The sequence below is a fragment of the Brevibacterium sanguinis genome (genome assembly GCF_003315415.1).
Taxonomy (GTDB): Bacteria; Actinomycetota; Actinomycetes; order Actinomycetales; family Brevibacteriaceae; genus Brevibacterium; species Brevibacterium celere_A.
Window position 1 is genome coordinate 1 of sequence record NZ_QNSB01000013.1, and the last position, 22468, is coordinate 22468.

General features: G+C 69.2%; 18 protein-coding genes and 1 tRNA gene. 8 read left to right on the forward strand and 11 right to left on the reverse strand.

The features are described from left to right. Positions 1–95: 95 nt before the first annotated feature. From DFO65_RS14890 to DFO65_RS14900, 3 genes are all read right to left on the reverse strand, one after another. Positions 96–186, reverse strand: a tRNA-Ser gene (locus DFO65_RS14890). Positions 187–299: 113 nt separating this feature from the next. Then, a complete protein-coding gene (locus DFO65_RS14895; RefSeq protein ID WP_113905242.1) occupies positions 300–731 on the reverse strand; it encodes a nucleoside deaminase in 432 nt (143 codons plus the stop codon). A 98-nt stretch (positions 732–829) separates the two neighbouring features. Next, entirely contained in the window at positions 830–1381 is a 552-nt protein-coding gene (locus DFO65_RS14900) for a tRNA adenosine deaminase-associated protein (RefSeq protein ID WP_113905243.1), read from the reverse strand. Between the two features lie 110 nt (positions 1382–1491). On the opposite strand from DFO65_RS14900, the gene upp reads away from it, so the two are divergent. The 3 genes from upp to DFO65_RS14915 all read left to right on the forward strand — a co-directional run bounded on the left by upp (position 1492) and on the right by DFO65_RS14915 (position 4396). Then, positions 1492–2130, forward strand: coding sequence for a uracil phosphoribosyltransferase (gene upp, locus DFO65_RS14905; protein ID WP_113905244.1), 639 nt, complete (start codon positions 1492–1494; stop codon positions 2128–2130). Between the two features lie 376 nt (positions 2131–2506). After that, complete coding sequence (locus tag DFO65_RS14910) at positions 2507–3325, forward strand: winged helix-turn-helix transcriptional regulator (protein WP_113905245.1); 819 nt, start codon at positions 2507–2509, stop codon at positions 3323–3325. Positions 3326–3454: 129 nt separating this feature from the next. Then, positions 3455–4396 carry an endonuclease/exonuclease/phosphatase family protein gene (locus DFO65_RS14915; RefSeq protein WP_113905246.1) on the forward strand — a complete coding sequence of 314 codons (942 nt, stop codon included), beginning with the start codon at positions 3455–3457 and terminating at the stop codon, positions 4394–4396. A 78-nt stretch (positions 4397–4474) separates the two neighbouring features. On the opposite strand, the gene DFO65_RS14920 is transcribed toward DFO65_RS14915, so the two are convergent. Both DFO65_RS14920 and DFO65_RS14925 read right to left on the reverse strand, forming a co-directional pair. Beyond that, positions 4475–5665, reverse strand: coding sequence for a MarP family serine protease (locus DFO65_RS14920; RefSeq protein ID WP_113905247.1), 1191 nt, complete (start codon positions 5663–5665; stop codon positions 4475–4477). Then, the gene (locus DFO65_RS14925) at positions 5662–7029 is read right to left on the reverse strand and encodes a PrsW family intramembrane metalloprotease (RefSeq protein ID WP_245940812.1); all 1368 of its coding nucleotides are present in this window, start codon (positions 7027–7029) and stop codon (positions 5662–5664) included. The genes DFO65_RS14920 and DFO65_RS14925 overlap by 4 nt, the downstream gene beginning before the upstream one ends. Positions 7030–8080: 1051 nt before the next feature. Between DFO65_RS14925 and DFO65_RS14930 the strand changes: the two genes are divergently transcribed. Continuing rightward, positions 8081–10189, forward strand: coding sequence for an LPXTG cell wall anchor domain-containing protein (locus tag DFO65_RS14930; RefSeq protein ID WP_113905249.1), 2109 nt, complete (start codon positions 8081–8083; stop codon positions 10187–10189). Between the two features lie 86 nt (positions 10190–10275). Here DFO65_RS14930 and DFO65_RS14935 read toward each other — a convergent pair whose 3' ends face one another. Genes DFO65_RS14935 through DFO65_RS14960 form a run of 6 tightly spaced genes read right to left on the reverse strand, consistent with a single transcriptional unit; the run spans position 10276 to position 16854 of the window. Then, positions 10276–11082 (reverse strand): HpcH/HpaI aldolase family protein, encoded by an 807-nt coding sequence (locus DFO65_RS14935; protein WP_113905250.1) that lies wholly within the window; start codon positions 11080–11082, stop codon positions 10276–10278. Beyond that, entirely contained in the window at positions 11067–11852 is a 786-nt protein-coding gene (locus DFO65_RS14940; RefSeq protein ID WP_113905251.1) for a fumarylacetoacetate hydrolase family protein, read from the reverse strand. The genes DFO65_RS14935 and DFO65_RS14940 overlap by 16 nt, the downstream gene beginning before the upstream one ends. A 29-nt stretch (positions 11853–11881) precedes the next feature. Then, positions 11882–13060 carry a 3,4-dihydroxyphenylacetate 2,3-dioxygenase gene (gene hpaD / locus DFO65_RS14945; protein ID WP_113905252.1) on the reverse strand — a complete coding sequence of 393 codons (1179 nt, stop codon included), beginning with the start codon at positions 13058–13060 and terminating at the stop codon, positions 11882–11884. A gap of 60 nt (positions 13061–13120) precedes the next feature. Next, positions 13121–14626 (reverse strand): 5-carboxymethyl-2-hydroxymuconate semialdehyde dehydrogenase, encoded by a 1506-nt coding sequence (hpaE, locus tag DFO65_RS14950; protein ID WP_113905253.1) that lies wholly within the window; start codon positions 14624–14626, stop codon positions 13121–13123. A 57-nt stretch (positions 14627–14683) separates the two neighbouring features. Then, positions 14684–15370 carry a GntR family transcriptional regulator gene (locus DFO65_RS14955; protein WP_245940813.1) on the reverse strand — a complete coding sequence of 229 codons (687 nt, stop codon included), beginning with the start codon at positions 15368–15370 and terminating at the stop codon, positions 14684–14686. Then, complete coding sequence (locus tag DFO65_RS14960) at positions 15367–16854, reverse strand: fumarylacetoacetate hydrolase family protein (protein WP_113905254.1); 1488 nt, start codon at positions 16852–16854, stop codon at positions 15367–15369. Before DFO65_RS14960 ends, DFO65_RS14955 begins: the two co-directional genes overlap by 4 nt. A gap of 270 nt (positions 16855–17124) precedes the next feature. Between DFO65_RS14960 and DFO65_RS14965 the strand changes: the two genes are divergently transcribed. From DFO65_RS14965 to DFO65_RS14980, 4 genes are read left to right on the forward strand one after another with little or no spacing between them, the layout of a single operon-like run. Next, positions 17125–19032, forward strand: a complete 1908-nt coding sequence (locus DFO65_RS14965; RefSeq protein ID WP_113905255.1) for an FAD-binding monooxygenase — start codon at positions 17125–17127, stop codon at positions 19030–19032. Next, entirely contained in the window at positions 19029–20123 is a 1095-nt protein-coding gene (locus tag DFO65_RS14970; protein WP_113905256.1) for a phosphotransferase enzyme family protein, read from the forward strand. Before DFO65_RS14965 ends, DFO65_RS14970 begins: the two co-directional genes overlap by 4 nt. Next, on the forward strand, positions 20120–21385 hold the full coding sequence (locus DFO65_RS14975) for an aspartate aminotransferase family protein (RefSeq protein ID WP_113905257.1): 1266 nt from the start codon (positions 20120–20122) through the stop codon (positions 21383–21385). Before DFO65_RS14970 ends, DFO65_RS14975 begins: the two co-directional genes overlap by 4 nt. A 31-nt stretch (positions 21386–21416) precedes the next feature. Then, positions 21417–22442, forward strand: a complete 1026-nt coding sequence (locus tag DFO65_RS14980; RefSeq protein ID WP_113905258.1) for an AraC-like ligand-binding domain-containing protein — start codon at positions 21417–21419, stop codon at positions 22440–22442. Positions 22443–22468: the final 26 nt, after the last annotated feature.

Here is a 22468-nt window from a genome sequence, read left to right on the forward strand (position 1 = left end):
CACGACAACCAGGACGGTATCTGATTCCAGGAGTGAACCCACAAAAAAGTCCCAAGTCGCGACATCGTCTGTCAACGATGTCGCGACTCAGGACATGGCGGTGGCGGTGGGATTTGAACCCACGGTACGGGGTTACCGTACACAACATTTCGAGTGTTGCACCTTCGGCCGCTCGGACACGCCACCGCGGACAACTCTACAGTTCCGCCCACTTGCCGACAAATCCGCGCAGCGTGACGTGGAGCACCTCTGGGAGGCGCCCACGCTCGCCGCTGGTGGGCGTCCGGCGGCGATTCGTCTCAGCGCTTGGCCGCGAAGAACTCCCGGAGCAGGCGTGCGCACTCCGCGGCGCGCACCCGCGACGTCACGGCGGGGTGGTGGAGGGACGCCCGGTCCCGCGGCAGGTCCCACACTGAGCCTGCGGCACCGGCCTTGTCGTCGAATGCGCCATAGACGATCCTCTCGATCCGTGAGGAGACCGCCGCCCCGGCGCACATCGCGCACGGCTCAAGGGTGACGATCAGGGTGCAGCCGTCGAGTCGCCAGCGGCCCGTCGCCTCGGCGGCCGATCGCAGTGCGCTGAGCTCGGCGTGGCCGAGCGGGTCCTGGTCGATCTCGCGACGGTTGTGGCCCCGGGCGATCACCGTCCCCGTCGCGTCGACGACGACCGCGCCCACGGGAACGTCGTCATGGGCGGCCGCGAGCTCCGCCTCGGCGAGGGCAAGGCCCATCCACTCCTCGAACCGGGGGGAGTCGAACCGGGCGGCGTCGAGCGGCCGGTCGGCACCGGTGCCGCGGTCACGATCCGACGCCCGGTCGGACGGCTGGCTCAGCGTGCCGCCTCGAGCTGGTCGGCGAAGCCGACGGCCTCCCCCACGTGCGCGACGACACGAGCCGGATCCGACGGGTACTTCTCCACCTGCTCGATGAGGTCGGCGGCCGCGACTCCCCGGTCGGCAAAGATGTCGGCATCGCCGCCCCATTCGGCGTCGGGGTCGAACTCGAGCATCTCGACCTCGTCGTCCTCGTCCTCGGCGTCGTCGTCCGCGGCCTCGGCATCGGGATCCGGGGCGAAGTCCTCCTCGGGCTCGTAGGCGTCGGGCTGAGAGTCGAGGTAGTCGGCGAAGAGCTCGGCGAAGGGGCTGAGCTCGACGGCCCTGAGATCGGAGAGGAACACCCTGACTTCGTTGTCGGTGCACAGTCTGACCAGGCCGAACCATTCGTCCTCGTGCTCGATGACGGCGAGCGCCTCTCCGTCCTCCGTGCCGGCGGTCCGCATCATGTCGACGAGGCCGTCGAGGTCGCCGGCGTCCCGGACATCAACATCGAGGGGACGGAATCCCTCGCCGGATTCTGCAAGGATCTCAGTGAAGTACGACATGCCACCATTGTGGCCCCTCCGCCGCCCGATCACCACAGCCCGACACAGGATCGCCGTGGATTTCCCGCCGTCCTCGGCGCTCCTCAGGCGATGCCCGTACCATTCACTCCATGCGCCTCCATGTAGCCGACCATCCGCTCATCGCCCATAAGCTCAGCGTGCTACGCGACAAGTCGACGGACTCAGCCCGGTTCCGGCAGCTCACCGAGGAGCTCATCATGCTCCTCGCCTATGAGGCGACGCGGTCCGTCGCCGTCGAGGACCGTGAGGTGACGACGCCGGTCGCGACGTTCACCGGCACCCGCCTCGCCGAGCCGAGGCCGGTCGTCGTCCCGATCCTCCGCGCGGGCCTCGGGATGCTCGACGGGATGCTGCGCATCCTGCCCACCGCCGAGGTGGGGTTCCTCGGCATGGTCCGTGACGAGGAGACTCTCGAGCCGTCCGCGTACGCGGACCGCCTGCCCGACGATCTCAGCGGCCGGCAGATCTTCGTCGTCGACCCGATGCTCGCGACCGGCGGGACCCTGGCCATGGCCATCGACTTCCTCCTCGCCCGAGGTGCCCGCGACGTCACCGCCGTGTGCCTCGTCAGCGCCCCCGAGGGCGTGCGCAGGATCGAGAAGGACTTCGCGGACTCTGCAGAGGTGGAGATCTGCACCGCCGCCCTGGACGAGAGGCTCAACGACAGGGGCTACATCGTCCCGGGCCTCGGCGACGCCGGGGACCGCATGTACGGGATCGTCGACTGACGTCCGGAGGAGCATCCGCCCGGACGGGCTCGGGAATACCCCGCAGGGCCTTCGACCGGCCTCGGTGCCCTCGACCGGCGGCGGGGGCTGACCACCGGCGGGAGCCGGCCGCCGGCACTCGGGACCAGCCACCCCTGCCCGGGTCGGCCGTCATACTTCGTCACAATCGTCTCAAATCGACGTCATCCTTTGCCCCGCGTCATCCATGTGACGAATAATGAAGTCATGACTTTCTCGACTCACGCGGATCGAATGCGCTCGGCATGCATGTGCATGCCCTGCGTTCGCTGCCGGTGATCGTCGCTCCGCTGTCCGGCATCGAACGAGCACACGCCCTCCCCGCAGCGGACTCTCACAGTCGAACCGAAGGACAGAGATGTCAGAATCAGCGTACGTCCACCCCCGCAGCGCAGTCGCCACGCGTCGGGCAGGAGCACGGTTGAGCGCCGTCGATCCCGCGAACCCGCCCCACACCTACGGACCCGCCGGTGTCGTTCCCTCGCCGAAGGCGGCGCGCGGGATCATCGTCTACATCGGCCTCGATGAGTCGAAGGCCGCGGCCGACGGCACCAACCTCTCGGCCATCGCCGCCGAGCTCCAGGCCTACGCCAAGGAGCTCGCCTCCCAGGCGGAGACTCAGGCGGTCATCGCCCTCGCCCCCGAGGGCCGCGGCAGCGACATCGACGCGGTGCGCGCCGTCGCCACCGGCTCCCCCGCCGCCGCCGGCTCCCCGGCAGGCACCCACGGACCGGTGCGCTCCCGCATTCCCAACCGCATCCACCCGCCTGCCCTGCGGGAGAAGGCGGAATCCGCGACGGCGCAGGCTCCGACCGGCGGTTTCGGCTCCCGGCTCAACGAGAGCTATCTGAGCAGCCCCACCGAGCGGCTGCGCATCGACATCCCCCGCCGGGAGGTCCGCATCGACGGCGAACTCGTCGACGTCACGACCAAGGAGTTCGATCTCCTCGCCACGCTCGTCTCCCACGCCGACTCGACCCTTCCTCGCGAAGCGCTCATCGAGGCCGTCTGGTCGGGAGGCGACGCTCCTGACGAGCGCACCGTGGACGTTCACATCCGCCGGCTGCGCAGGCGGCTGGGCGAATACGCCTCGGTGGTCCGCACGATGCGCGGAGCCGGGTACCGCTACGACACCCATCCCGACGTCACGGTCTGGAGCGCCACCGCCCATCGCTGATCCGCAGGCCCGGATCCTCAGGCGTGCGGCGCCGTCAGAGCCGGTGCCTGCGGGCGGCGGGCGGGGCTGAGGAGCGCCTCATCGCGCATCCAGGATGGAGACAGACTCCACGGTTAAGATGCATAAGCGATGAACCAGACTGACGCTCGACCCAGCAGACGGCGCAACCCCACCAAGGGGATCACGGCGCTGGTCTTCGGCCTCCTCTACGCCGCGTTCCTCCTGCTCCACCACCTGCTGCCCTCGCGCGCGGGCATCGCGCTCCTGGTCGAGAGCGTGCTCCCGTGGACTGGGGTGTTCCTGGCCCTCGTGCTGCTCATGGCGCTCATCCGCTTCTCGGTCCTCGGCGTCATCGGGTTCCTCGTCCCCGCGATCGTCTGGGCCGGGATGTTCGGATCCGCGCTGCTGCCTGCGCAGGACGCGGGAACCCCCGACCTCAAGGTCGCGACCTACAACGTCGGGGCACGCCTGCCGCAGCCGACGGCGACCGCGCGCAACATCGTCGAGGCCGATCCCGACATCCTCACCGTCCAGGAGCTGGAGTCGCTCTCGGGAAGGATCATCCACGAGGAGCTCGACTCCTCGTTCACCCACTCACGCGTCGTCGGCACCGTCGGGGTGTGGTCGAAGTGGCCGATCTCGGCTCCCGAGGAAGTGGATCTGGGGCTGCAGTGGCCTCGCGCCTTCGCCTCGACGATCGCGACCGATCACGGCGACATCCGGTTCTACGCGGTTCACATGCCCTCGGTGCGCCCCGGCCATGAGGCGATGCGCAACGCGGCCATCCGTCGCCTGGCCACCACCGTGAGCGGCGACTCCGCCGAGCACGTCATCGTCGCCGGCGACTTCAACACCGCGTCGACCGACCGGAAGTTCTCGACCCTCGTCCCGCCTCTGGAGGACTCGCGCATCGAGGCGCACGGCGGCTTCGGCTTCACGTGGCCCGCGGTCTTCCCGGTCACCCGGCTCGACCACATCCTCTACCGCGGCTTCGAGGCGACCTCCGACGAGGTGCTCGACCGGGGCACGAGCGACCATCGTGCCGTGATCGCAGGCCTCGACCTCAAGTAGGGGCGGCTGCGCCCTGCACCGACCCGTCGGCTGCCTCGAGAACCGGCCCCGCGGTCGCCTCGTGGGCTGACCCGTCGTCTACTTCGTGCACTGACCCGTCGGCACGGCCGAGTGGCTGCTCACCCCGGCCTCGAGCTCATCGCTGATCTCCGCGCGGGTGAGCGCGTATCCGGTCTCCTCGTCGGTGGCCGAACGGGCGAAGACCATCCCGACGACATCACCGTTCGCATCGAGCAGCGGCCCGCCCGAGTTGCCCTCGCGCACGATTCCGCGCAGCGCATACACCTCGCGCACCACCGCTGCGGAATCGTAGATGTCGAGACCGCGGGCGTTGATCTTCTCGCGCACCCGAGATGGGGAGATCGTGTAGGGGCCGTTCTGTGGGAAGCCGACGACGACCGAGTCGTCGCCCGTGCTCAGGGAACCGCCGAAGTCCAGGGCCGGGGCGTCGAGATCATCGATGCGCAGCACGGCGACATCGGCATCCTCATCGAAGCCGACCACCTCGGCGGAGTAGGGCCTGCCGGTCCCGCCCACCTGAACCGCGAGGTCCGTCGATCCGGCGACGACATGGGCGTTCGTCGCGACATACCCGTCACGGAAGACGAACCCGGTGCCTTCGGCGCCGGCCGAGCAGGTGGTGGCCGTCGTGGTCACCTTGACCACCGATTCCTCGACCTGGCGTCCGACTTCGACCATCGCCTCATCGGGTTCCCCGACGCCGCGGATCTCCTCGGTCTGGCCGGAGAAAACTCGGGGGAACCCGGTGGCGCTCAGCGTCGAGGAGATGTCGCCCAGCGCCTGCTGGGACGAGTACGGGATCGTCCGGTCGATCGCCGCGATGACGGAGGAGTCGGCGACCCAGCGGTTGGGTTCGACGAGCGGGGTCGTGCGGATGAAGCCCGCGGCCAGCCACACGACGAGGATGTAGACGACCCCGGCGGTGACGGTGCCGCCGACGGAGTCGACGCCCTGCCCGAAGTCGGAGTCCATCGCCGACTTGATCCGACTGCCGATCCCGCTGCCGGCGAAGGCGAAGAGGACGCTGAGCACGAGGGGCAGCGACGCCAGGAGCATGACCACGCCCGGGTTCTCCATCGCCTCGGTGCCTTCGCTGAGCTGCTCGATGAACGGCACGAGCAGCCGTCCGGCCACCCAGCCGACGGCGAATCCGATCACGGTGCCCAGCCCGGTGATGAACCCCTGCCGGTAGCCGGCGAACAGGGCGGCCACTCCGACCAGGACGATGACGACGTCGACGACGATCACGGGGTCTGCCTCACCGCGCTTCCCGACGCCGTGAGGAGCCGGTCCCTGGCCGCGGAGAACTCCTTGAGCTGGTAGCTCTCGATCGCCCGCTCCTTCTCGCCGCCGATCCCCGCGAGCAGTCGCATCCTCGTGGTCGAGAGCCGGGCCGAGGTCTGGATCATCGTGCGCATCGCCTCCTTGCCGCCGGGGAAGGAGGCCGCCCAGCGTCGACCGAACTTCCGTCCCTTCCAGGTGCCGAGCATGTCGACCTCGGCGTGGGAGAGCCATCCGGTGTTCGCGTAGTCGCCGAGCATGTTGAGGGTGTGCAGCCTCTCGCTGCGGCGCAGCAGGAGTCCGAGCACCACCCAGCAGGAGGTGAGGATGAAGCTGAGGATGATGAGTCCGATGATCGAAGCGATCGGGCCGATCTGGCTCAGCCCGGTCATCGTGCCGTTCCAGATGGCATGGAGGCAGATGCCGACGAACAGGCCCGGCAGCCACATGAGGATCGCCGCCCACCACGGCCACTTGCGTGCGGCGAATCCGATCGTCACACCGGCGCACGTCGAGAACACGGTGTGGAGCAGCGGCGAGCACAGGCACCGGAGGACGAAGGTGGTCCACAGTCCGGCAGTGCTCTCGTTCCACGCGCTGCCCAGGTAGAGCACGTTCTCCGTGAAGGCGAAGCCGGCCCCGATGAGGGCGCCGTAGACGAGTCCGTCGAGCGGGCCCTCGAAGTACCTGCGTGCGGCGAGCACGATGACGACGAGGAGCACCGTCTTCGTCGTCTCCTCGACTATCGGCGCCTGGACGACCGCCCCGAAGACGTCGGGGACGACTCCGACGCCCGCGAAGTAGAGCGCCACCTCCCCGATGAGGGACACGAACAGGGTGAGGATGACCGAGGCCACTCCACCCCACAGCAGGCACAGGGCAAGGAGGATCCGCGGCTGCGGCTTCCAGCGGTCGAGCCACAGGACGTAGAGGATGATCCCCGCGAGCGGAATCGCGGAGAGCCCGATGAGGGCGAACAGGCGCACCCCGAAGCTCAGTCCCCCAAGGAGGGCGAGGAGGAGCAGGCCGAGAGTGAGTCCGCAGACGGCGAGGATCGCGATGACGAGCCGGACGATGTTTCCCGTCGACCCGGGTTCCTCGGCGGGCTGCGACTGCCGCACGGCACCCGTCCACGGAGTGTCGCTGACCATCCGCTGAGGCGTCTGGACCGCGGCGCGCACCCGCATCTCCTGAGTCACCGTGGGGGCGAAGCGTGCCTGCTCATAGACTCGCGGCTGCATCGGCCCGGGCATCCCGGGATGGGCCGGCATGCCCGGGTGCGTCCCGGGGTGGACCGGCATGCCCGGGTGCGCCCCGGGGTGGACCGGCATGCCCGGGTGCGCCCCGGGGTGCATTGCCGATCCGGGATGCACCGGCTGTCCGGGATGCACGGGTGGTCCGGGGTTCGGCGCCGGTCCACGGGGGACGTCCGGACCGGTGGGCGCAGGGATGCCGGGCTGGACCGACATGTGTGGCTGCCGGCTCGGTTGTCCCGAGTGCTGCGGACCCGGATGCCAAGGGCCGGGCTGCTGTTGCTGCGGAGGGCCCGGATGCTGTGGGCCCGGTTGCGGTGAGCCGGGTCGGAACGGGGGTTGGCTGGGCTGCTGCGGGCCGGGCTGCCGGAACGACGGCTGACCGCCCTGGGAGGGCGACGGATACCCGCCCAGCGGAGGACCCGGCTGCGGGCGAACGGGAGACTGGCCGGGCACCCCGAAAGGCGGCTGACCGCCGTTCGGGGACTGGGGCGGCTGACCGCCGTGCTGAGGTCGGGGCGCCTGCCCGGGTTCCCCGGCGGGAGCATCCTGTGTCGTCTGCGGGCGGGGACGGAACCGCTCATGGTCGGGCTGTCGCCGTGGCGAGGGGCCGCCTGGTCCCTCCGGATGCCCGGAGTGGACCTCTGGGGGCTGCGCACGCTGGAACTCCGCTTGCGGTCCCTGATTCGCCGTGGGTGATCCGTGAGGCGAGCCGGGCCCGGTGGCCGGTCCGACGTGTTCCGACATGTGTGGTCCTTCTTCGTGGAGAGTACAGCGCAGACCCAAGTCTACGGTCGAGGCCCGACACATGGAGGCCGATGATGTGGCTGTACAGCAACGGTCCAGCACATTCGAATGTCGACTTGAGCGCGAACACCTGTGGACAGCCGTGTCCGGCACGTGGTCCGGGAGTGCAGCGATCCGACAGGACAGCGCCGGACCTCGTGCCCGCTCCCCGGCCTGCGTTTCTCACCTGCACCGATACGGACATCCGTGGTGACCGGCCGTCCACAGCCGGGCTCACGGGCGGCGCGACTCGTGCCCATCCGGGTGTGGAGCGCCCGGGGTGAATTCACAGGCGGGAATCCGTGTCTGGTCAGCGTCGGGCGAACCGCGTGGAATCGGGATCATGAGCACACACAGACACCTCGCCGTCCGCATCATCGTCCTCCTGCTCGCGCTCGCCCTGGCCGTGAGCATGAGCCCTGCCGCCGCGCATGGGACTGCCTCGGGAGGGGGCGGTTCCCCCGGCAGGGGATCGGGAGCGGCCCTCGGCGAAGTGCCGATGCATGCTCGTTCGGATGTCTACGGGCCCGGGATCTGGCATCATGCCGACGAGGGCAGGACCTGGTACGGGGCGTATCGCACCTTCGACGACGTCTTCGCCTACTGCATCGATGCGGGAAAGCAGTCTCCCCTGCCCGAACACTTCACTGATTCCGCACCGAAGCGGATCACCTCGCCCCGCACTGCCTGGGCACTGCACGAGCACTCCGGCTCGACCTCGGCAGACGTCCACGCCGCGCTCAGCGCGATGGCCCGCCTCGACAAGGCGATCCCGCATGACCACACGGTTCCCCCGCAGGCACCCGGGGACCTGGGGAAGGAGTTCGCGGCGAGTGCGAAGCAGTACTCGGCCATCACCGCCGATGCGAAGAGGTTCGCCGGCCCCTACGAGCTGAAAGTCACCCTCGAGCGGATCCCGACGATGCCGGTGCTCGAGCCGTATGACACAGAGGAGAGGCCGCGGGGAGCCGCTCAGGACCCGGACCAGCGACCCGCGCAGGAACCGGACCAGCGATCCGCTCAAAATCCGGACGAACGAGCCAAGCAGGAGACGGACGGTCGCTTCGCGTCCCGGGCCGACGGTCCGGATGACGGAGGTTCCGGCGACGGGTCGACACTCGCTCTGCCCAGTGATCGGGTGGAGATCACGGTGTCCCTGCTCAGCGCCGCCGGCCACCATGTTCCCGATGTTCCCGTCGACCTCGAGATCGGGGGCATCAAGGACGGACCCACGTCCCTGACGAGCGGCAGCGAGCCCGTGACCCGCCGAGCCGACGTCGCCGCACCGGGACGCGTCACGGTGAAGGCATCCGCCGAGGTCGCTTCCGCATCCGTTCTCCTCTACTCTCCGAAGAGGGCGAAGGGCGTCCAGCGTGTCGTCACCGCCGACGAGCCGGCCAAGGTCACCGCACGCTCCTCGCTGGACATGAAGTCGCAGCCCATGGTGACGACGGAGATCTCGGACCAGACTCCCCGGCCCGGCGATTCGCTCACCGACTCGTTCACCGTGTCCGGTCTCATCGGCGGTCACACGGTCGACGTCGTCCACGAGCTCTGGCAGACGGCATCCCGGCCCGAACCGGGGAAGAAGAACGACGATGCCAGGAGAATCGGATCGGTGACATCGAAGGGCGTCGACAACGGCACCCACCGCTCCCCCGCCATCGAGGTCCCCGACGACTTCAGCGGGTGGCTGTACTTCACCGAGACGATCGCCGCCGACGCGAAGACCAGGGAATGGAAGGGGATCCACGGCCAACCCCGTGAGACCGGATTCGTCCCGTGGTCCCCCCTGGCGGAGACGACGGCGGTGCTCGAGGGCACCCGGGCCCACGACGACGTCGTCGTGAGCGGCCTCAGACCCGGTGCCGAGGCGACGATCACCGTGACCGCGTATCACTCGGACACGCAGCCGACGCGGTCGAGGGAAGTCCAGGGGACGGAGCTCGACTCCCAGGATCTCACCGTCACCGCCGATTCCCAGGGCCGGGCCGAGCTGAGCACCAAGGAGATCACCGTCCCGGTGGGGTGGACGACCTTCGTGGTCAGCATCCACGAGGACGAAGTCCACCGACCGTGGACGAGCGAGTGGGGCATCCCCGCGGAGACGGTCCACCGCCCGGCCGATGAACCGCCGAACGAACCGACAGCACCGCCGACCCCGTCAGAGGAGCCGTCACCGAGCGAGGCGCCGACCCCGCCAGAGGAGCCGACACCGAGCGAGTCGCCCAAGCCGAGCGCACCGCCTGCGCCTCCGGCCGACGAGCGGCCCGCCGCGGAACCCGAGCCGCGCACCGCGGAGCCGTCCGTCGCACCTGCAGCCGACGTCCCGGATCAGCTGCCTCGGACGGGAACGACCGGGAATGGCGTGCTCGTCGGAGCAGGGATCCTGCTCATCGGCCTCGGCACCTGCGCATTGCTCATCACCGGTCGACGCGACCCCAGGGACTGAGCAGACGCGACCCCAGGGACTGAGCAGAGGCGGGACAACCGCCCTGACCGGGCCGGTGCGGAGCCTGGACCATCGGCGAGGGAGGTTCAGGCTCCGTCGTCCTCGGCATCCCGCACCCAGGTGTCCGCCCAGGCGCGGGCCCCGTTCATCATCAGTCCGACGTCCGACCCGACGAGGACGAACGAGGCACCCGCGTCGAGGTACTTCCGGGCCTGCGCCGGATCGAAGGCGTTGACTCCGACCAGCTTCCCCGCCGCCCGGACGACGTCGAAGGTGTGGAGCACCGCGTCCGTGACGTCCTGATGGGTCTGCTGGCCGAGCAGGCCCATCGATGCCGCCAGATCCGAGGGACCGACGAACACGGCATCGACCCCGTCGACCGCGGCGATCTCCGCGGCGTTGTCGACCGCAGTCGCGGACTCGATCTGCACCGTCAGCGACACCAGGTCAGCAGCCCGATCGAGGTACCCGGGCACCGCGTTCCACCGCGAGGCCCTGGCCAGAGCCGACCCGACTCCGCGCACTCCGCGCGGAGGATAGAGCACGGCGCGCGCCGCCTCCTCGGCGTCGGCCTTCGTGTCGACCATCGGGACGATCACGTTCTGGGCGCCGAGGTCGAGGAACTGCTTGACGAGCACCCGATCGTTCGCCGGGACCCGGACGACCGGGGTGGCGGGGTAGCCGTTCATCGCCTGGAGAAGCCGGGTGGTGGTGTCGAGGGTCAGGGGCGAGTGCTCGGCGTCGAGGAGGACCCACTGCATCCCCGACGCGGCCGCGATCTCCGCAGCGGTCGGCGATCCCGAGCACACCCACATTCCGGCGAGGTACTCCCCCGCCCCCAGCTCGCGCACGCGTTCGGCGAACGTCGGCGGCAGCTCTACTCGAAACGGCATGTGATGACTCCCAGATCTCCGTAGTCGGCATGGACGGTGTCGCCGGGGTGCACCCACATCGGGCGGGTGAAGGACCCGGCCAGGACGGTCTCCCCCGCCTGCAGGACATCCCCGTGGTCGGCCAGTTTGTTCGCCAGCCAGGCGATCCCCCGGGCGGGATGGTCGAGCACGGCGGCGGCGACGCCGGAGTCCTCGATCGTCTCGTTGCGGTAGAGGAGGGCACCGACCCAGCGCAGGTCGACGGCGTCGACGGCGACGGGGCGCCCGCCGAGGACCATGCCTCCGAGCGCCGCATTGTCGGCGATCGTGTCGACGATCGTCCGGCCCTCCAACTCGATGCGCGACGAGAGCACCTCGAGGGCGGGCACGACGTACTCGGTGGCGCGGAGGACATCGATGAGGCTGATGTCGGGTCCGCGCAGCTCGGCCCCCAGGACGAAAGCGAGCTCGACCTCGACGCGCACCCCGGAGTACCGCGAGTGGTCGATGGCTGCTCCCGTCTCGTACACCTGGTCGGCGAAGATCACCCCGTAGTCGGGTTCGGTGATCCCCGTGGCCTGCTGCATCGGCTTCGAGGTCAGCCCGATCTTGTGGCCGCAGAGCCTCCGACCGGCGGCCTCTCCCCGCCTGCGCCATTCGTTCTGCACGGCGTAGGAGTCCTCGACGGTCATCCCGGGGTGCTGCGCGGTCAGCCGACCGATCTTCGTGCGGGTGGATTCGGCCTCGGCGAGGTCGTCGACGATCCTCGCGATCGTTGCGTCATCGAGCATGGTTTCCCCTTCGTCGGATCCGCTGCGGCTCAGAGCTGGTTGCCGAGCTTGTACTCACCGGAGCCGCCTCGTCCCATCGGAGTCGGAGCGTCCGTGCCGGAGTCCTCCCTGCGGGTGTACGAGAACCCGTCGGCGCCGATCGTCACCGCCATCTCGGAGTCGTCGGTGCGGGCCCGCACCGGCTGCGGGTTCCCGTCGAGGTCGAGCACGAGCGAGGCATCGGTGTACCAGGACGGCACGACCGGATTGCCCCACCAGTCCCGGCGCTGGTTGTCGTGGACGTCCCAGGTGATGACCGGATTGTCGGGGTCTCCCGTGTAGTAGTCCTGGGTGTAGACCTCGACGCGGTGCCCATCGGGGTCGCGCAGGTAGAGGTAGAAGGCGTTGGACACCCCGTGACGGCCGGGCCCGCGCTCGATCGCGTCGGAGCGGCGCAGCGACCCCAGCTTGTCGCAGATGGCGAGGATGTTGTGCTTCTCGTGGGTCGCGAAGCAGACGTGGTGCATGCGCGGACCGTCCCCGCCGGTCATCGCGGTGTCGTGGACCGTGGGCTTGCGGCGCATCCAGGCCGCATACACCGTGCCCTGGTCATCCTGGATGTCCTCGGTGACCCGGAAGCCGAGGTCCTGCATGTACTTGACCGCGCGCGGGACGTCCGGGGTGACCTGGTTGAAGTGGTCGAGTCGGACGAGCTCCCCGGGAATGTGGAGGTCGTAGCGCCAGGACATCCGCTCGACGTGATCCGATTGGTGGAAGAACTCGTAGGGGAAGCCGAGTGGGTCGACGACCCGCACGGAATCGCCCACGCCCTTGACGAACCCCTCGGGATTCCGGCGCACGTCGCAGCCGAGTTCGGTGTAGAACTCGACAGCCCGGTCGAGGTCGGCCGGCGTGCGCACCCGGTAGGAGAACACGGCGACGGCCGCGGTCTCACCTCGGCGCAGCACGAGGTTGTGATGGATGAACTCCTCCGTCGACCGCAGGTAGACGGTCGATTCGTCCTCCTCAGTGACGTAGAGCCCGAGCACGTCGACGTAGAACTCGCGCGAGGCGGAGAGATCGGTGACGACGAGCTCCATGTAGGCGCAGCGGAGGATGTCCGGGGGTGCCGCCCGGGGGGTGGGCACCGGGTTGTCTGTGACGATCGGCGCCTCCTGGCTGACGTAGTAGCCGGCCGAGGTCAGGGTCATGTCATTGCGATTGGTCATGTCAGCGTCCTTGCCTGAATGTCGAATCGGTGCCGCGGACCGGGCGTCCGCTGCTCGTGCTCACTGCTTGCCGAAGACGGGGTTGTGGACCTCGCCGAGGTTGATGTGCACGGCCTGTGCGTCCGTGTAGAAGTCGATCGACCGGTAGCCGCCCTCGTGTCCCAGCCCCGAGGCCTTGACGCCGCCGAACGGGGTCCGCAGGTCGCGGACGTTGTTCGAGTTCAGCCACACCATCCCCGCCTCGACGGCCTGGGAGAAGTTGTGGGCGCGCTTGAGGTCCGAGGTCCAGATGTAGGCGGCCAGCCCGTACTTCGTGTCGTTGGCGAGCGTGAGCGCCTCGGCGTCCGAGCTGAACGGGGTGATCGCGACGACGGGACCGAAGATCTCCTCCTGGAAGATGCGGGCGTCGGGCATGACGTCGGCGAAGACGGTCGGCTGCACGAAGTTGCCGGTCTCGAACCCCTCGGGACGTCCGCCCCCGGCGACCAGGCGCGCCTCCTGCTTGCCGATCTCGATGTAGGACATCACCTTCTCGTAGTGCTCCGGGTGGACGAGCGCGGCCACCTCGGTGGCCGGGTCCGAGGGCAGGCCCACCTTCACGCGCTTCGCCTGCGCGGCGTAGCGCTCGACGAACTCGTCGTAGATCGACTCCTCGACGAGGATGCGGGAACCGGCGGTGCAGCGTTCCCCGTTGAGGGAGAAGACTCCGAAGATCGTCGCGTTGATCGCCGCGTCGAGGTCGGCGTCGGCGAAGACGACGGCCGGAGACTTCCCGCCGAGCTCCATCGACAGGCCCTTGAGCCACGGGGCGGCATTGGCGAAGATCAGCTGCCCGGTGCTCGACTCCCCGGTGAAGGAGATGAGCGGCACATCGGGGTGCTTGACGAGCGAGTCGCCGGCGAAACCCTCCTCACCGAAGCCGTTGACCATGTTGAACACGCCCTGGGGCAGTCCCGCCTCCTCGAAGATGCCCGGCCACAGGGAGGCCGAGAGCGGAGTGAACTCGGCGGGCTTGAGCACGACGGTGTTGCCGGTGGCGATCGCCGGGGCGAGCTTCCACGACTCGAGCATGAACGGGGTGTTCCACGGGGTGATCAGCCCGGCGACGCCGACCGGCTTGCGGTTGACGTAGTTGGCCTGACGGCCGGGCACCTTGTACGCCTCGTCGATCTGGGCGACGATGAGGTCGGCGAAGAAGCGGAAGTTCTCCGCCGCCCGCCGGGCCTGGCCGAGCGCCTGGGTGATCGGCAGTCCGGAGTCGAAGGACTCCATCTCGGCCAGGGTCTGCTCGCGGCTCTCGACGATGTCGGCGATGCGGTGGAGCACCCGGGAGCGTTCGCGCGGGAGCATCGTCGGCCAGGGGCCCTCGTCGAAGGCCCGCTTCGCCGAGGCGACCGCACGGTCGACGTCGGCCTTCTTCCCGGAGGCGGCGCGGATGTAGGTCTCGTTGGTCACCGGGTTGATGACGTCGAACTCCTCACCGTCGAGGGAGTCGACGAATTCGCCGTCGATGTAGTGCCGGATCCTCTCCGGCAGACCGGTCGGAGTCGTGGTGGGCTCGGTCATGACGTGTCCTTACTCTTCGCTGGCAGTGGTGGCAGTGCTGGGCTGGGGGTTGACGGTTCAGGGCTGCGGGCTGGGGCGGGTCTTCGCCTGCTGGTAGCTGCGGAGGGTCGCGGCCCGGTGGGCGCGGACGACCCGCTCGACCTCCTCCGCCGAGGCGGCCGCCCGGATCAGGGCGAGGATCCGCGAGTGCTCATCGACGGATTCCCTGGCTCGTTCCGGGACGAAGGAGAACGTCGAGTCGCGCAGGTGGGCGAGCCGATCCCATTCGAGGGCGACGAGGGTGCGCAGGCGCTCGTTGGGGCAGCGGACGAACAGGGCGGCATGGAAGTCGTGGTTGAGCCGGGTGAACTCGATCGGGTCGAAGTCCTCGAGGAGCTCGCTCATCCGCTCGTTGATCGACTCCGCCTCGGCGATGTCGGAGGCGGTGAGATGGTCGAGCGCCTGCGCAGTGGCGGCGCCTTCGAGGATCGCCACGGCCTCCATCGACTGGACGTAGGAGTCCTTGTCGACCATCGCCACCCGGGCCCCGACGTTGCGTTCGAAGGTGACGAGGCCGTCGGCCTCGAGTCGGCGGATCGCCTCGCGCACCGGAACCACCGACGTGTCGAGCTCACCGGCGATCTGGGAGAGCACGAGCCGATGTCCGGGTTCGTAGGTGTGGTCGGCGATGCGCTCGCGGATCCACCGGTAGGCGTGCTCGGCTTTGCTCAGCGGTCCCCCGCTGATCATGGTGGGCGTCGTCATCGTGAGCTCTTCCAGGACTCGAACGCCGACTTCCATTCGCCGGTGGGCGGGAAGAGCCCGTCGATCGGATTGCCGGCGGCGACCTGGTCGGCGACCCAGCCGTCCTCGATCTCCTTGGCCAGGGCCGCGTCGACGACCTCCTCGACGAGGTCGCGGGGGATGACGATGACCCCGTCGTCGTCGCCGACGATGACGTCGCCGGGCAGGACGGTGGCGTTGCCGCAGGCCACGGCGACGTCGGACTCCCACGGCACGTGCCTGCGTCCGAGGACGGCCGGGTGGGCCGCGGTCGCGAACACCGGGAGGATGCCCGCCACCTCGGCGGAGTCGCGGACTCCCCCGTCGGTGACGACGCCAGCCGCGCCCTGGGCCTTGGCCCGCAGGGCGAGGATGTCGCCGAGGGTGCCCGACCCGGGCTCCCCACGCGCTTCGATGACGACGACCTCGCCGGCTGCCAGGGAGTCGAAGGCGCGCTTCTGCGCGTTGTAGCCCCCGCCGTGGGTCTTGAACAGGTCCTCCCGGTTGGGGACGAAGCGCAGCGTCTTCGCGGTGCCGACGAGCTTGGTGCCGGGCACCAGCGCCTTCACCCCGTCGATGACGACGTTGTCAAGGCCGCGGGAGCGCAGCTGGGCGGACAGTCCCGCGGTCGGGGCCGCGAGCAGCTTCTCGCGCAGCTCCTCGCTCAGGGCTCCGACGGTCGCCTCGGCGTCGTCCTCCGCCGGCAGCCCCGCCTCCTCGCGCGACCCCCAGGCGTCCTCGATGAGCGAGTCGTCGATCGCGGGGACGGCGCCGAGGCTCTCGTCGAAATCCCCGCTGCCTTCGATCACCTCGGTGCGCAGCCGTCCGGAGCTCAAGGTCCGACCCGTCGCCGAGGCGGCGGTGACCTCGACCTCGACCGTGTCCCCCGGTGCGACGACGCTCGACCCGGCGGGAGTGCCGGTGAGGATGACGTCACCTGGGTCGAGGGTGAGGTGCTGGCTGAGATCGGCGACGATCTGGGCGAGCGGGAAGATCAGCTGCGAGTCGCTCGTGCCGTCGTCCTGCCGGACCTCGCCGTTGACCCAAGTGCGGATGCGCAGGGCGGTGGGGTCCACCTCGGCGGCGGGGATGAGCTCGGGTCCGAGCGGCGTGTAGCCGTCACGGCTCTTCGAGCGGACGTTCGAGCCCTTGTCACACGCCTTGAGGTCGTAGAGGCCGAAGTCGTTGGCCGCGGTCACCGCGGCGATGTGGCTCCACGCCTCGTCCCGGCTGATGCGGCGAGCGGGGGTGCCGATGACGAGGGCGATCTCGCCCTCGAAGGCGAGCAGAGAGGTTCCGGCCGGCCGCTCGATCACCTCCCCGCTGCCGGCCAGCGAGCTGGTCGCCTTGAGGAAGTAGGAGGGCTGCGCGGGGCGCCTGCCGCGCTGGGCGGCCCGCGATTCGTAGGCGACGTGCACGGCGATGACCTTTCCCGGCGTCACGGGGATCCCAGTCGGAGTCGGCATTGATCTCGCACCTCTCAGTAGTCGTCAACTGCGACGATCGTATATGATACTGTTCCGAGAGACAAGTAATCCATATCACAGCGACTCTCGAGGACCTGCGGGTCCCACCCCACTCCGCGCACCCGACAAGGCACGGAGAGTGAGGCGACGGCGCGAGCGGCAGGCACGATTGCCGCAATACGCGGTCTCCAGGCCTGCAGATCTGAGATCGTATATGAACTGCTACGATGTGAACCATCACGATGACGTGCCCGCGAACCGGAGGTCGACATGCATTTTCACCATCACGGCTATGTTTCCGCTGATCCGCGGATCCAGGCGGCGCAGGGCTGCGGGGTCGACCGCCCCGAGGAGCTGCCCGACGAGGTCGACGTGCTCATCGTCGGCACCGGGCCGGCGGGAATGATCGCGGCCGCGCAGCTCTCCCAGTTCCCCGAGGTCAACACCCGGATCATCGAACGTCGCCCCGGCCGCCTCGAGATCGGGCAGGCCGACGGCATCCAGGCCCGTTCCGTGGAGACCTTCCAGGCGTTCGGATTCGCCGAGGAGATCATCCGGGAGGGCTACCACATCACGGAGATGGCGTTCTGGAATCCCGATCCGGAGAACCCGGAGAACATCATCCGCACCGGTCGGCCCAAGGACGACGAGACCGGGATCAGCGAGTTCCCCCATCTCATCGTCAACCAGGCGCGGGTGCTCGACTACTTCGCGCAGTTCGCGCTCCAGTCCCCCGGCCGGATCAGGCCCGACTACGGCATCGAGTTCGTCGACCTCACGGTCGAGGAGGCCGCCACCGACCCCGCGCACCCGGTCCGGGTCACCGTCCGCCACACGGCCGGCAATCGCAGCGGTCAGGAGCGGACCATCCGCGCCGGATACGTCGTCGGCTGCGACGGCGCCCGGTCGCAGGTGCGCAAGTCGATCGGGCGATCCATGTTCGGAGATCAGGCCAACCATGCGTGGGGCGTCATGGATGTGCTTTCCAACACCGACTTCCCCGACATCCGGACGAAGTGCGCGATCGCGTCGAAGCACGGAAACATCCTCCTCATCCCCCGCGAGGGCGGTCACCTGTTCCGGATGTACGTCGACCTCGGCGAGGTTCCGGCCGAGGCCTCGCGCACGGTGCGCCGGACGAGCATCGAGGAGATCATCGCGCGGGCGAACGAGATCCTCACCCCCTACAGCCTCGACGTGCGAGAGGTCTGCTGGCACAGCGTCTACGAGGTCGGCCACCGGCTGACGAACGCCTTCGACGACACCGACGAGGACGACCCGGACTCCCCGACCCCGCGGGTGTTCATCGCCGGCGACGCGTGCCACACCCACTCGGCGAAGGCCGGCCAGGGGATGAATGTGTCGATGCAGGACGGCTTCAACCTCGCGTGGAAGCTCGGCCAGGTCGTCACCGGCCGGTCGAGCGATGAGCTGCTGCGCACGTACTCGTTGGAACGGCGAGTGACGGCGAAGAACCTCATCGACTTCGACAAGGAGTGGTCGACGCTGATGGCGACTCCTCAGGAGGAGCTGGCGGACAAGGACTACCTCGAGCAGTTCTACGTCAAGACCGCGGAGTTCCCGGCCGGTTTCATGACCGAGTACACCGAATCGATGATCACCGCGTCGACCGCGCACCAGCAGCTGGCGACGGGATTCCCTGTCGGCAAGCGGTTCAAGTCGGCGAGGGTCAACCGCCTCTGCGACGCCTACCCCCTTCACCTCGGGCATCAGGCGACCGCGGACGGGCGGTGGCGGATCTACGTCTTCGCCGACTCCGCCCGGCCGACGAGCGACACCGGCTCGGCGGATTCGCAGGTCGCCCGTCTCGCCGGCTGGCTCGAATCCGATCCCCGCTCGCCCCTGGTCGCGTATCGCCGGCCCGGAGACGACCTGGACGCGCTCATCGAGCTCAGCGTGGTCTACCAGCAGGCGCACACGGAGTTCACCTTCCCCGAGGTGCCGGAGGTGTTCCGGCCGCACGTCGGGAAGCTGCGCCTGGAGTACCTCGAGAAGATCTACGCGACGCTGCCCGCCGATGACATCTTCACCGCCCGCGGCATCAGCCGCGACGGGGCGGTCGTCGTCGTCCGCCCCGACCAGTACGTCTCCGGGGTGTTCCCGCTGAGCGCCCATGACGAGATCGGGGACTTCTTCGCGGGCGTGTTCGTCCCGTGACCGCCGCCGAACTGGCCCGGGAGGCGCTGTCCGCCTACGCCCTGCCCACCGACCTCGAGCTCCGTCTGCTCAAGCAGCGTGAGAACAGCGTCTTCGCCCTCCACCACGACGGCGTCGACTACGTCCTGCGGCTGCACCGGCAGGGCTACCACAGCGACGAGGAGCTCGACCAGGAGCTCGAGTTCGTCCGCGCCCTTCGGACCCGCGGTGTCCGCGTCCCCCGGTTCCTGCCCACCACCTCGGGAGACCGCTTCACGGTCGTGGGACGCGCCCACCCGGCCGGCGCCCACCAGGTCGACCTGCAGCGCTTCATCGTCAACGCCGGGAACTTCGGCGACGAGCTCTCGGCGTTCCACGGCACCGCGGACCTCGATCCGGAGGACTTCGGCCGCCTCGGCGAGCTCATCGCCGAGGTCCATGACGCCACCGTCGCCTCCGGCTTCACCGTCGAGGATTCCCGCCCCCGCTGGGACGTCGAGGGTCTCGTCGGTGAGAACGCGCTGTGGGGAGATCCGCTCCGAGCCGCCGAGGCCGCACCCGGGTGCGATGAGACCACCCGGCAGACCCTCGCCGAGGCGATCGCGCTCATCCGTCGCACGCTCGACGACTATGGGCACAGGCCGCACCGCTTCGGCCCCATCCACGCCGACCTCACCCCCGAGAACGTGCTCCGCACGACCGACGGGCTCATCCTCATCGACTTCGACGACTTCGCCGCCGGCTGGCACCTCTTCGACCTCGCGACCGCGCTCTACTTCTACACCCGGCACCCCCGGGCCGATGACTTCCGCCGGGCCCTGTTCGCCGGCTACCAGAGGCACCGGATGCTCGAGGCCGCGGACTTCACCGCGTTCCCCGCGCTGCTCGTCGCCCGCGGCCTCACCTATCTCGGGTGGGCTGCCGAACGCCGCGGCGAGCCGGCCGCCGAGTTCCACCTCGGCGAGGTCCTCCCCCACCTCCTCGACCTCGCACGGAGCCTGCTCTCCTCGACCGCTGGGCCGGCCGCCGCACACCCGGGTCCGGCCGTCGCCCAGCACGACTCCTCCGATCCAGCCACGGCGAATCCCGACTCGACAGGAGCGCACGAATGACCGACCTCATCACCCGCCGCAATCGGACCATCGGCCCCTACTCCCCGCTGTTCTACGACGAGCCGCTCGAGTTCGTCTCCGCGAAGGGCGTGTGGTTCACCGACGTCCACGGCGAGAAGTACCTCGACGGGTACAACAACGTCCCCCACGTCGGCCACTGCAACGACCGGGTCGTGGCCGCCCTGTGCGACCAGGCGTCCCGGCTCAACGTCCACACCCGCTACCTCAATGCGCGTGTCGTCGAGTACTCGGAGGCGCTGCTCGCGACCTTCGAACCCCGGCTCGAGCGGGTCTTCTTCGGCAACTCCGGCTCCGAGGCGAACGAACTCGCCCTGCGCATCTCCCGCCAGCTGACCGGGGCGAAGGGACTCATCGTCTCCGACTTCAGCTACCACGGCACGACGATCTCCCTCGCGGAGATGACCACCGGGCTGAAGACCCGCGAACCCCTGGCCCCGCATGTGCGCGCTCTGCGCATCCCCGACCTCGACGCGGATCCGCGGCCGGAGGACGAGGTGCTCGCCGCGACCCTCGCCGACCTCGACGCGGCCATCGAGTCCCTCGGGGAAGCCGGACACGGAGTCTCCGCGTGCCTGTTCGACTGGCTGTTCTCCACCGAGGGGATGCCCCGCCTGCCGCAGGGGCTGGTCGCCGGGATCGCCGAACGGGTCAGGGCCGCCGGAGGGATGGTCATCGCCGACGAGGTGCAGTCGGGCTTCGGGCGCACCGGCACCCACATGTGGGGATACCAGCGGGTCGGTCTCACCCCCGACCTCGTCACACTCGGCAAGCCGATGGGCAACGGGCACCCGATGTCCGCGGTCGTCACGAGTGCCGCGGTCATGGACGAGTTCGGGCCGAACAACGAGTTCTTCAACACCTTCGCCGGCAACCCGGTCTCGGCTGCCGTGGGTCAGGCCGTGCTCGACGAGATGGCCGAGAGGGGCCTCATGGAGCAGGCCCGGGTCCTCGGTGAGACCGCGCTGGCCCAGCTGCGCCGCTTCGCCGACGACCACGACTTCGTCCGCACGGCGAAGGGCGCCGGAATGTTCCTCGGCCTCGAGTTCGTCCGGGAAGGTCGGCCGGCGCCCGACCTGACCAAGCGGGTCGTCGAGGCGATGAAGTCCAGGCACGTCATCATCTCGCGCATCGGCCGCGACGACAACGTCCTCAAGGTCCGGCCCCCGTTGGCGTTCGGACCCGAGGAGCTGCCGCGTCTGCTCGGCGCACTGGGCGAATCCCTGGCAGAATTGGACGCCTGACACCACTCAGGCGTGGATGCAAGGAGGCATCATGTCGAATGCAGTGACCGCCGCGACACCCGTGGCACCGACATCCCCGACTCCGGCGCCCGCGGCACCGGCGGACGCGGCACCGGCGGCCGTCCCGGGTGACATCCGCAGCCGCGCGGAGTCGATCCCCGAGTTCCGCGACATCGTCTCCCAGTCGTTCGTCCCCCTGGTCGTCAGCGGGGACTCGAGGAATCCCTTCGACGCCCTGGTCCACACCGTCGGCGCCGACAAGGCCGTCTTCACCCACCTGCAGACGAAGCCCCACCTCGTCGAGCGGACTCCGGGGACGATCGCGGCGGGCGGCAGCGGATTCTTCAAGCTCAACCTGCTCGTGGACGGCAACGGCATCCTCATCCAGGACGGTCGGGAGACGGTGATCCGCCCGGGCGATCTCGCGCTCTACGACACCTCACGGCCGTACTCGCTGATGTTCGAGGAGACGGTGAGCAATCTCGTCATGATGTTCCCCAAGGACAGGCTGGGCCTGCCCGCGACGATCGTCGAGGAGCTCACCGCAGTCTCCCTCGGCGCCGACTGCGCCCTGGGGCCGATGGTGTCGAACTTCCTCGCCCAAGTGCCTGCCACGATCACCTCCCTGCCGCTGCATGCCAGGGCGCAGGTGGCACAGAGCGGCCTCGACCTGCTCTCGGCGCTGCTGTCCACCGTCCTCGACGTCAGGACGCAGGCGCACGATCCCAGGCAGACGCAGCTCGAGGAGGTCTACCGCTACATCGACGAGAACCTCGGCGCCGACCTCACCCCAGGATCGATCGCCGCGGCGCACTTCATGTCGACAAGGCACCTCCACTCGCTCTTCAGCGACACCGGCACCACCGTCGCGGCGCTGATCAAGGAGCGGCGGCTGGAGAAGTGCCGGTCGCAGATCCTCAATCCCGCGCTCGCGCATCGGACGATCGCCGGCATCGCCGCGCAGTGGGGGTTCTCCGACCCGGCGCACTTCAGCCGCGTGTTCAAGGCGCACTTCGGCCGGTCCCCGAGCGAGCTGCGCCACCAGCTGTCGGAGTGACGACCTCGTCGGACTGACTCGGAGCC